Source organism: Mesorhizobium sp. M2C.T.Ca.TU.002.02.1.1, from assembly GCF_003997225.1.
This window is the reverse complement of sequence record NZ_RZTO01000145.1, coordinates 1-10,158: the sequence shown is the minus strand read 5'-3', so window position 1 is coordinate 10,158 and position 10,158 is coordinate 1. Positions and strand designations below refer to the sequence as shown.

The 10,158-nt window shown below is 59.6% G+C and carries 13 protein-coding genes, 1 tRNA gene and 1 pseudogene; 7 read left to right on the top strand and 8 right to left on the bottom strand.

Features of this window, described 5'->3' with window-relative positions:
* The 6 genes and pseudogenes from EOD07_RS10605 to EOD07_RS10580 all read right to left on the bottom strand — a co-directional run.
* The coding region (locus EOD07_RS10605; protein WP_245470027.1) for a trypsin-like peptidase domain-containing protein at nucleotides 1-757 on the bottom strand (757 nt) is incomplete at its 3' end.
* A gap of 245 nt (nucleotides 758-1,002) precedes the next feature.
* Nucleotides 1,003-1,188 (bottom strand): DUF2065 domain-containing protein, encoded by a 186-nt coding sequence (locus tag EOD07_RS10600; RefSeq protein ID WP_041011943.1) that lies wholly within the window; start codon nucleotides 1,186-1,188, stop codon nucleotides 1,003-1,005.
* 6 nt (nucleotides 1,189-1,194) lie between these two features.
* Nucleotides 1,195-2,136 carry a protease modulator HflC gene (locus tag EOD07_RS10595; RefSeq protein ID WP_127235404.1) on the bottom strand — a complete coding sequence of 314 codons (942 nt, stop codon included), beginning with the start codon at nucleotides 2,134-2,136 and terminating at the stop codon, nucleotides 1,195-1,197.
* Nucleotides 2,136-3,245, bottom strand: a complete 1,110-nt coding sequence (hflK, locus tag EOD07_RS10590) for an FtsH protease activity modulator HflK (RefSeq protein WP_127235403.1) — start codon at nucleotides 3,243-3,245, stop codon at nucleotides 2,136-2,138. The genes EOD07_RS10595 and hflK overlap by 1 nt, the downstream gene beginning before the upstream one ends.
* 142 nt (nucleotides 3,246-3,387) lie before the next feature.
* Nucleotides 3,388-3,600: pseudogene (locus EOD07_RS10585) on the bottom strand (dihydrofolate reductase); the annotation flags it as partial.
* A gap of 272 nt (nucleotides 3,601-3,872) precedes the next feature.
* A complete protein-coding gene (locus EOD07_RS10580) occupies nucleotides 3,873-4,094 on the bottom strand; it encodes a DUF6471 domain-containing protein (protein WP_127235402.1) in 222 nt (73 codons plus the stop codon).
* Nucleotides 4,095-4,228: 134 nt separating this feature from the next.
* On the opposite strand from EOD07_RS10580, the gene EOD07_RS10575 reads away from it, so the two are divergent.
* The 4 genes from EOD07_RS10575 (at nucleotide 4,229) to EOD07_RS10560 (ending at nucleotide 7,251) form a co-directional block, all read left to right on the top strand.
* On the top strand, nucleotides 4,229-4,447 hold the full coding sequence (locus EOD07_RS10575) for a hypothetical protein (protein WP_127235401.1): 219 nt from the start codon (nucleotides 4,229-4,231) through the stop codon (nucleotides 4,445-4,447).
* A 63-nt stretch (nucleotides 4,448-4,510) separates the two neighbouring features.
* Complete coding sequence (locus tag EOD07_RS10570) at nucleotides 4,511-5,197, top strand: hypothetical protein (protein WP_127235400.1); 687 nt, start codon at nucleotides 4,511-4,513, stop codon at nucleotides 5,195-5,197.
* A gap of 539 nt (nucleotides 5,198-5,736) precedes the next feature.
* Nucleotides 5,737-5,991: a hypothetical protein gene (locus tag EOD07_RS38475; protein ID WP_127235399.1), complete on the top strand. Its 255-nt coding sequence runs from the start codon at nucleotides 5,737-5,739 to the stop codon at nucleotides 5,989-5,991.
* Between the two features lie 69 nt (nucleotides 5,992-6,060).
* Nucleotides 6,061-7,251 (top strand): site-specific integrase, encoded by a 1,191-nt coding sequence (locus EOD07_RS10560; RefSeq protein WP_127235398.1) that lies wholly within the window; start codon nucleotides 6,061-6,063, stop codon nucleotides 7,249-7,251.
* A 42-nt stretch (nucleotides 7,252-7,293) separates the two neighbouring features.
* Here EOD07_RS10560 and EOD07_RS10555 read toward each other — a convergent pair whose 3' ends face one another.
* Complete coding sequence (locus EOD07_RS10555; RefSeq protein ID WP_127235397.1) at nucleotides 7,294-7,545, bottom strand: hypothetical protein; 252 nt, start codon at nucleotides 7,543-7,545, stop codon at nucleotides 7,294-7,296.
* A gap of 194 nt (nucleotides 7,546-7,739) precedes the next feature.
* Here EOD07_RS10555 and EOD07_RS10550 point away from each other — a divergent pair, with 194 nt between their 5' ends.
* The 3 genes from EOD07_RS10550 to EOD07_RS10540 are packed head-to-tail and all read left to right on the top strand — an operon-like array spanning nucleotide 7,740 to nucleotide 9,777.
* Complete coding sequence (locus EOD07_RS10550; RefSeq protein WP_127235396.1) at nucleotides 7,740-8,150, top strand: hypothetical protein; 411 nt, start codon at nucleotides 7,740-7,742, stop codon at nucleotides 8,148-8,150.
* A 14-nt stretch (nucleotides 8,151-8,164) separates the two neighbouring features.
* A complete protein-coding gene (locus EOD07_RS10545; protein WP_127235395.1) occupies nucleotides 8,165-8,668 on the top strand; it encodes an ImmA/IrrE family metallo-endopeptidase in 504 nt (167 codons plus the stop codon).
* 26 nt (nucleotides 8,669-8,694) lie between these two features.
* Nucleotides 8,695-9,777, top strand: coding sequence for a hypothetical protein (locus tag EOD07_RS10540; RefSeq protein ID WP_127235394.1), 1,083 nt, complete (start codon nucleotides 8,695-8,697; stop codon nucleotides 9,775-9,777).
* A gap of 75 nt (nucleotides 9,778-9,852) precedes the next feature.
* Here EOD07_RS10540 and EOD07_RS10535 read toward each other — a convergent pair.
* Nucleotides 9,853-9,928, bottom strand: a tRNA-Ile gene (locus EOD07_RS10535).
* Nucleotides 9,929-10,158 lie beyond the last annotated feature (230 nt).

Sequence of the window (10,158 nt, the reverse complement as noted above, 5' to 3'; positions counted from 1 at the left end):
GGATGGAGAAACCAATGCCGATCGAGCCGCCCGACGGCGAGATGATCGCCGTGTTGATGCCGATGACCTCGCCTTCGGCGTTGAACAGCGGACCGCCGGAATTACCGCGGTTGATGGCGGCGTCGGTCTGGATGAAGTCGTCATAAGGACCGGAATTGATGTCGCGGTTGCGCGCCGAGACGATGCCGACCGTCACCGTGCCGCCGAGGCCGAACGGGTTGCCGATCGCCATCACCCAGTCGCCGACGCGCATCTTGGTGGAATCGCCGAATTTCACCGCTGTCAACTTGTGGCCCTTGGGGTCGACCTTCAGCACCGCGACATCGGTCTTGGTATCGGTGCCGACAAGCGTCGCCTTCAGCGTGACGCCGTCGGAGAAATTCACCTCGATATCGTCGGCGTCGGCGATGACGTGGTTGTTGGTCACCACGATGCCCTGCTCTGCGTCGACGACGAAGCCCGAGCCGAGCGACTGCACTTTCTGCGCGCCGCCGCCCTTGTCGCCGCCACGGTTCTTGAAGAAATCGTCGAAGAAATCCTGGAACGGCGAGCCCTCGGGCAGCTGCGGCATCGGCACCGCGCCCGGTCCTTCCGTGCCTTTCACCGTCTGCGAGGTCGAGATGTTGACCACCGCGCCGAGCAGGCGCTCGGCGAGATCGGCGACCGAGGGCGGCCCGTCGGCGGCGATCGTCGGCGTAACGAAGGAGGGAACGGCAACAATGCCGACCGCGAATGCCGTGGCGCCGGCGAAGACCATGCGCCGCGCCGCGCGCAATAGGGTGTCGGATATCATCATGGCCTCCCGGTGGTTCTGAAAAGGAAAAGCGCATCCGCAAAGGCGCCCGTCTTGCTCATGTTGGCAAGAAATAAGGCACGTTTGCGGCTATAGCTATCGGCCAAGGATAAATCGTCAATCGCTTCGGCACCAAGGAATTTTCATTCGAGGCAATTCCGGGAAAAGCGCTTAGCGGTTTTCCATCCGGAATTGCGTAAAACAAACAGCTAGCCGCGGACCAGCCAGACGATACCGACGCCTATGGCGATCGCCGCCAGCCCGCCGATCCGCAGCATATTTTCCGGCATCGACAGCACCTCGGCGGCGAGTTTCCGGGCCAGAGCCGGAAACCCTCCGTAGACCAGCCCTTCGATCACCAGGACCAGGCCGATTGCCGCCAGAAAATCCTGCACCGCCCGCTACTGGGCGGTGCCGGGTTGCGTCGCAGGCGCGGCCGGTGGAGCGGAAGGCGCCGGTCCGGGCTTGCTGTCCGGATCCCGGAAATAGCGGAAGAACTCGGATTCGGGCGAGAGCACCATCGTCGTTCCGGTGTTGTCCAGCGCCGTGCCGTAGGCGTTCATCGAGCGATAGAAATCGAAGAAGGCCGGATCGCGCTTATAGGCGTCCGCGAAGGTCGCGCTGCGCTGCGCCTCGCCCTCGCCGCGCAGGATCTCCGATTCCTTCTGCGCCTCGGCGACGATCTCGACGACCTCGCGGTCGGCCCGCGCCCTGATGCGCTGCGCCGCCTCGTTGCCGCGGGCCCTCAGACGCTCGGCCTCCGCCAGGCGCTCGGCCTTCATGCGGTCATAGGTCTGCTGCGAGACCTCCGCCGTCAGATCGGTCCGGCGGATGCGCACATCCTCGATGTCGAGGCCGAGCGAGGTCGCGTCCGGGCGCAACTGATCACGCACCTCGCGCATCATGTTGCCGCGCTCTTCCGAAAGAGCGGCCTCGAAGTCGCGCAGGCCGTAGACACGGCGCAGCGCCGCATCGAGACGCGTCTTCAGACGAGCCTCCGCCAATTCCACCTGGCCGGACACTGCCGCGCGGAAGGTGCGCGGATCCGAGATGCGATAGGCGATGAAGGCATCGACCTCGTAGAACTTGCCGCCCGAGACCTGGACGCGGATGTTGTCGAGGTCGAAGCGCATAACCCGCTTCTCGACCATCTGCACGCTGTCGGCATCGAAGAAGGCGAACGGCGCCTTGAAGTAGATGCCGGGCTCGTTCTTGACGTCGATGATCTCGCCGAACCTCAGCACGATCGCCTGCTGGCCGGCATTGACCACGAATACCGAGGAATAGAGCAAAAACAGAAGGACGGCCGCGATGACGGCGATGATGGGAAGACGGTTGGCCATCACTGGTTACCTCCCGTCACGCCCATCGGGCCCGGCGCCGGTTGCGCTTTCGGCTGCAATGCCGGCAGCGGCAGGTAAGGCAGCACGCCCTGACCGTTGCCCTGCTCGACGACGACCTTGTTCGAGTCCTTCAGGATCCTCTCCATGGTTTCGAGATAGAGGCGCTTGCGCGTCACGTCGGGCGCCTTGGCGTATTCGTTATAGACGGAGATGAAGCGCTGCGCCTCGCCTTCCGCCTCCTGAACGACCCGGTTCTTGTAGGCGGCCGCATCTTCGCGGATCTGCGCCGCTTCGCCGCGCGCCTGCCCGAGCTTCTGGTTGGAATACTGATTGGCCTGCTCGACGAACTTGTCCTCGTCCTGCTCGGCGCGCTGCACCTCGTCGAACGCATCGGCCACCTCGCGCGGCGGTGCTGCGTCCTCGATCGAGACCGCGTTGACCTGGAGGCCGGTCTTGTAACCGTCGAGCGTGCCCTGGATGATCTCGCGCACCGCCGTTGCGATGCCCTGGCGATCGTCGCGGAAGATGTCCTGCGCCGGACGCCGGCCGACGACTTCGCGCATGGCGCTCTCGGCCACCTGGGTCAGCATGCCGTCGGGATCGGAGACGTCGAACAGATAGGCCCTAGGATCGGAGACCTGGTAGGCCACCGAGAACTGCACGTTGACGATGTTCTGGTCGCCGGACAGCATCAGCCCGGAGCCGCTGGCCGCGCCGCCGCCGATGCTGACGAGTTGTTCGGAGATCTTGGCGGTTTCAACCGTTTCGATCGGCCACCAGTGGAAATGCAGGCCAGGCTGCGAGAGCTCGGTCTTCGGCTGGCCGAAGCGCAGTTCGACGGCAACCTCGTCTGGCTGCACGGTATAGATCGCCTTGAAGGCCCATAACACGACGAGGGCCAGCGCGATCAGCCCGAGCACGGCCGGGCTGGCGCCGCCGCCTCCCGGAAGCGCGCGCCGCAGCCTGTCCTGGCCGCGGCGGATGATGTCCTCGAGATCGGGAGGCGAACCCTGCGGGCCGCTTGGCCCCTTTGGTCCCTGCCCCCAGGGCCCCTGATTGCCGCCGCCGCCCCACGGGCCGCCGCCACCGCTCTTGTCGTTCCAGGGCATGAATGTCCTTTCGCTTCGGTTCCCTCAAGGCCTTGCGGCGCAATCCTAACGTAGTTCTTCTATAGGGACGCCTTGGCACGCTTTCAACGCGATGTGCCATCGCCATCGTCCGATTTGGGCCGGTAGCGACCGTTTGTCGTCGTCAACGGCCGTCGCGACGGCGTTCGTAGACGGTGTAGCGCGTCGCGTGGCTGTCCTTCTCGCCGGCGGGAAAGTCCTTGGCGCTGACGACTCGCCAGGTGCCGGGATCGATCGGCGGGAAATGCGCATCGCCATCGACGCTGGCCAGCACATGGGTCACGTGCAGCCGGTCGGCAAGCGGCAAGGCCTGGGCATAGATCTCGCCGCCACCGACTTTGATCTGGCGCAAGCGCCCGCGCCCTGGCCGAATTTCTCAAGGTCTGCGGCCGGATGAAGGCCAGATTCCAATTGCTACACAGACAACCGCCGCACCGTTGGTCGCGGTCCAACCTGGCGCAGGCATGTTGCAGTGGCCAGATCACCTTAGACGCTACCACAGCCGCCTGCGCCACGACCCGACCCGGGTCCCTCCCGAACTTCTCATAGCGAAATTAGCATCCGCTACTGCAGCGTCTCGCCTTTGACCAGGCGCAGGCGCCCTACGTATCAGTCGAGCTTAAGTCTCTTCGACCCTATGGCCTTAAGACACTGGGCGAAGAACACGGCACTGAAGCGTCCGCGGGACAGCTTGTTGCTGATGTTCGCCTCCTTCTCCTCGACCCCGATGGCGGCCAGCTTTTCGACAAGATCCGCATAGCTCAAGCCCTGAAGCTTCAGCTCGGACTTCAGAACTCCGCTCACCAGCCGCTCCCAGTCGGTTTCGGTCATCCGAACATTCCCCACCAAAAAAATCTCCCGCGGCCCATTGCGCTCGCCTTTCCGATAGCTATGTATCACATACAGTAGATTTCTACTGATACAGGTGCATTAGAAATGACTAATCACGAATAGGAACTCACTTCATGACTATCGACCAGACAACGGCAAATGTGCTGACCGACCTCCTGCGCGAACTCTCCTCGGAACTGGACCTTCACTACGAGGACGAAGACTTCCACGCCCTTAAGCCGACTATCAAAACGCTACGACGAGCCGGCATCCTGATGATGGACGCAGGCCACGAGGTCCCTGAAGTCTACCACCATGTGATGGGGCGCTTCGAACGAGCGACTCGCTCCTAAGATAGCGATCCGACAGCGGAATTTCACGGCGTCCAGCCATCTTCCTCCACAGGACTTTCAAACATGAGCGAACCATTCGATCCCATTATCTCGAGCTCCAAGTACCTGGCCGTGGCGCGTGAGCGCCACCGGGCCGGAACAATCAGGCTGAGAGAGGAATTGGCTTGGATGCTCGACGATGAGGCCTACGACTGCGGCCTCAACAGGGAGCACGTTTATGTCCTGACCAACCCCCTCAACTGGAGCGCTGCCGTACGCAACGCGAACAGGAAAGCCAGGGTCTTCCTGGACGCCCGAATTAATCAGAGGGGCAACGCGGAGATCGGATGGACCCGAGGCGACCACGAGATCCTCTATGACGAGGACTTCCTTGCCGGATATGCGGAAGCTGCCCAGAGACACGACGCCGTTCCATGGCGGAGCCTTGGGGAGCTAATGTGGTGGAAGGGCTACGAGATGATGGCCAGCCATGCCATCCTCCGGCAGTCGCCGTCAGCTACGGCCCTGCTCTACGCACACGCCGCCAGGCTCAATGATCTTGCAACCTATCTCGCCCGGCACGTGACACTGGTCGGGGCGGTGACGATCAACTTCACCTATGACGAGGGGCACCTCTCCTCGGTCGACTTCGTCCCGACCATTCCTCCTGAGCGCATGCAGGAGATCACCCGGGAGCGCCGCCGCCGAACAGGGGAAAGGATGCGGGAGGCCGTCGAGCGTCTCGTGCCGAAGGAGAATGATCCCGAATGATCGCCCCGCTCTGCGCGCCATCCTCGCTTCTTCCCTCCGGTCCTCTGATCCTGCTCGCCCACGTCGCCATCGCGCTCGCCTGTGGACAAACGCACTCCAGACGTCTGCAAGGGCGTCTGGAGCCCACGGGTCTGCTCCGGCAAAAAAGGTCGCCTCCGGCCAGGTTGTCCGTCTTCAGGCGCGAGGAGCGGAAGGAGGGCTTGGCCATTTTCGAGCGGCATTTCCGCTCTTCAGCTTCGGCGTTGCCTAGGGCGTTTTCGAACTGGGTCAGCGCCCGGATCTATCGATCGCCGGCGCGCCTCGGGCTGGAGGTGGAAGGAGTACACCCTTTTTCCGGAGAAAGCTGGGGTTGGCGGCGGGAATAGACCCGTTCGGGTGCCGTATAAAATTTTGCTTTTTCAAGTAATAGTACTTGGGTGCCGACACGAACGACCACAAAATCCTCTCACCCTATAGTACCGCATAGATCGACCGTTGGCCCACCACCGCCACCACCTTAGATGCGCCCAACAAACGCACTTGAGCACCAGGCGATCTGAATGGCGACCGACACGATACATTACCCTCCAAGGGGACTCTCTAGACATGAAGCTGCACGTTATGTTGGCGTTGGCTCGACCCTCTTCGACGAGATGGTGGCTGACGGCCGCATGCCCGCACCTAAGCACGTCAATAGCCGCACCATCTGGGATCGTGTCGCGCTCGACGTCGCGTTCACTTCCCTGCCCGACAAGAACAGTGATCTGCAGGCCCTCCTTGAACGGAGTAGCCGAATGGCAAAGAGGAACTCGTAAGGCACATCGAAGCTCCTTCAAACCCTTCCAGCGGCCGAAACACAGCGGCAGTTACCTAAGGAAAATCTAATGGGCAGGCCTTTCAAGAGCGACCGCTATCCCGGCGTCTCCTCGCGGGTCAAGAACGGCAAGGTGATCTACCGGTACCGCGCCAAGGGCATGCCCGAAGTCCGGTTGCCGGGAAAGCCAGGAGATCCCGAGTTCGAGGCCGAGTACGAGAAGGCGACCCAAGGCCAAGGGAGCAAGGCCGCAATCATCGACCTGCCGGGTCGAGCGTTGCCAAAAACCTTCGGCCACGCCGCCCGGCGCTTAGAGAACACCATGGAGTGGCTGGATTTCGACACGGCTACCCAGCAGAAGAACGCACGACTTATCGAACGCTTCCTGAACTTGAAGGTCGATCCGAACTACCCGTTATGCTGGCGCGATACGCCTGTAGAGCACCTGGACGCGGATCGGCTTCGCTCGATCATTGAAGGCCTATTCGCAACGAACCGGACCGTCGCCAAACATATGCTGGTGGCGATTAAGAAGCTGCTGTGGGTCGCCACCGAAGTTGAGAAATGGATCAAGCCGCAGAACGATCCATCGCTATCCATTCGGGTGCGCGTCCCCAAATCTACTCGTAATCCGGCGTGGCCCATCGCAGTCCGAGAGAAGTTCGAGGCACATCATGCGATCGGCACCCCGGCACGCACCTGCTACGCGTTGGGCTTCTGGCTCGGTAACCGACGCGGCGACATCGCCGCCCTGGAGTGGGATGACCTTGTGACCGAGGAGATCGAGCTCTTTGACGGCTCGTTGGAGCTGATCGAAGCCTTCTATTTCCGCCAGAAGAAGAACCGCAACCGACATGGCGGACGAGAAATGTTCATTCCAATCGTCGACAAGCTGGCGACAGCGCTGGAGCCGCTCGACCGCTCGCAAGGCGGCACCGTTTTAAAGAACGGCTACAAGAGGTCGTTCTCGGAGAAGAGCCTCACCGGCATGATGCAGCACTGGACGCGCCAGGCAGGAATACCCGACGGCTACACCCTCCACGGCTTGCGCCGAACCTTCGGGACATATCTTGCCGAATGCAATATCCAGGCGCGCGCCATCATGGAGGCGATGGGCCACTCTTCGATGACGGTGACCGATGATTACGTCCGTGAGGCAAACAAGAAGCGGATCGCGGTCGACATCGCTCGTGCCGTGAACGAACGCGAGGCCAAACGCGATGCGATGAAGAGACGAGCGGTGATCCGGGTCGTCAAATAGGGAGATGTTCGATCCTAAGAGGCAATTTGCGGCGCGGGTGCGCTATTCCTCTTCCGGACCGTCTGGCTCGTCGAAAACGTTGGCATCGATATGAACGGACAGAGTGGCCGGGTCCAGTCCGTCAATCTTGTCGACGATGTGTGGTGGTCCGTCAGGCTGGACCGTGACAATGTAGCTGTAGAGCAGGCCATCATCACTGGAGTTGTCCGTGATATCCCAATCCAGTTCGGCTAGTTCTTCGACCGTGATGCCTAACGCGAACGCAACTCTCTCATCAGCTTCGTTGTCATTCATTACTGTGCGACCTCCTGCGTTGGGCAGCGAATCGTCGAAGTGTTACCCGTATTATAGGACCTGCGGCGCGCCAGAGGGTGGTTTTCGTCAACGGTACAGCCCCGTGGCAAACTTTGCGCCTGGACGTAAACAAGTGTTACGTTGGCCGACGCTGCGATCTAGATGGTACACCGAGGTTTCGCACCGGGGGGGCGATGAAATTCATTTACGAAGCCGCAAAGATCATTGTTGCGTTTATCATTGGCGCTGCGCTGGTGGCGTTTCTCCAGGTGAACCTGCATCTATTTGGTGGCGGCACATCATCGGACAAAGCGCTCGATCTCAGCTATTCCGACTTGGCGGTTATAAACCTCACCGTCGCGACCGTCGTATTAGGCGGTGTTGCACTAATTGTCGCTGTCGCCGCCGTTTTCGGTTTCCAGGTAATTCGAACGGAATCCGTCTCTAATGCCGAGAATCGCGTAAAGACGGAGCTGCCAGACATGCTTGAGCGGGAACTTGGCCGCATGGAAAAGGATGGCCGGCTTAAACTAGCGATGGAACGCGTTATATATTCCGGCGGCCCAAAAGATGATGACGGCAGTCAGACCGAGCCGGAAGAATGAAAGGATCCCGCACAATGGCGACTCCATCGAAAGAGTGGCAGAAAATCAGAGCCGAGGATCGCGAGATCATAGAAAGGCATTTGACACAGGTGCCAGTAAGGCTGGGCGAGTTGGCAACCGCTTTGGGCATAGATGTAAAAATTTCATCGTTGCCCCTCAACATCTCCGGCCAAATTTCGCGGACGCAGGACGGATATGAGATCAAAATAAATCGTCATGAGAGCCGTCAGCGTCAACGCTTTACGCTTGCCCATGAATTGGCGCACTTCCTCATTCATCGTGACACGATTGACCGACTCGGTGGAACGTTGAAGGATAACGTCCTTTATCGGTCTGGTGCCCCAGAGAATATAGAGTACGAAGCAAACCGATTAGCTGCTCAAATCGTAATGCCAGAGGCAGCACTCCGCCAAGAACAGGCGAAATATGGTAATCAAATTAGTGAGGCTGTAGTTGACTTGTTGGCCGAGCACTTTGGCGTATCGAAGGCTGCGATGGAAATTCGAATGGCCGCCTAACCAAGCGCAATAATGATCGGAAAATTATGGCGGTAGACGTTTCGCAACTAAACTACGTTCCAACGCTTGCGGTTCGAGCAAGCGAAATGAACGGTTTGCAGAGACTGCCAGCGGCTTCAAAAGATCGGCTCCAACCGGTCTTTTTGCTTGCACCATGGCCGAACGCCACAGAGCTGATGCGTGCGATCGACCGGATTCTGGGTGCTTTCCCCGATAGGCCCTTCTTCCTCGATATCGATAAGGATTATCAAGTCACGAACGTCGACGTTTTGGCGCAGCAACAGTGGTTAGACCTACAGGACCCCGCCAACGGCTATTCGAATTGGGTTGGTTTCGTTGACACCGTCCCCAACGCGAGCCCCTGCCTACAGATCGCTGGGCTTTCTCAAAATCAGATATCGGATCAGATCACAGCATTTCAGGAAATGGGACGACCCTTCGCTCTTCGAATTGAGCTGGGTCGTTTCCCTCCGAACCTTCCCGATGCGATCGCGGCGATTAACGCGGTCGGATCCGCAGACTGCGCAATCATGGTTGATGCGGGCTGGCTTGTTGACACCCTGCCAACGCGGCTGAGAATTGCGAATTTGATCACGACTCAGTTGAACGAGATCGACGCACAGATTCCATTCGTGATCTCATACACCACGATCCCGAAGGGATTTGCAGAAGTCGAAGGGGTCGATTTCGCAACTTTCGACAACCGGGAATTTTTGGCCGAACTAATTCAAGTCACCAATAGACAGCGAATTGCCTACGGTGATTGGGGAAGCACAAGACCAAGAGAAAAGGGCATAGCCAGCCGACCGAAGCCCCGGATAGACCTTGCTGTCCGCAACGGATGGTTATCGGCGCGCAACAAACCGGAAGAATGGGATTTTGATGACGCCGCCAGCGAGATCATGAGCAGCGACCAATGGAAGGAAGTTGACGGACTGGGTATCTGGGGAGAATTCATGATCCGGCAGACCGCTATAAATCCGGCACTTGGGATCAACACACCGCAGAAAAACGTAGCATCCCGGGTCAATCTCCACCTTCACATCCAGGCCTTTTACAATGCCGGCGATATCAAGGGCATAAACCTAGATGAGCAGTGGGAGGACTAATTCGTCTCACGCGGCCCATAATGGGCCCACAACGTTTGGGCCGATGTCGATTTTTATCAATAAAATCAAAGGTTATGGTGGGCCCGGAGGGACTCGAACCCCCAACCAAGCGGTTATGAGCCGCCGGCTCTAACCATTGAGCTACAGGCCCCACGCGCGCTGGCTTAGTGTTTTTCTTGTCGTCGCACAAGGCTTTCGAAAGCGCTGGCGCAAAACGCCAAAATCAGCCCATATTCGCGCCGTAGAGCGGCCTGCGCCCATAGGGCGCGAAACAGGTCCGGCCCTTGCGCCGCACTGCCGGGAACGATGCCTTTGCGGGTCGAGGCAGATGCGGCTCAGGGCTGTGGACCGCAGACTTCGAGGAGTTTTCATGACCAGACA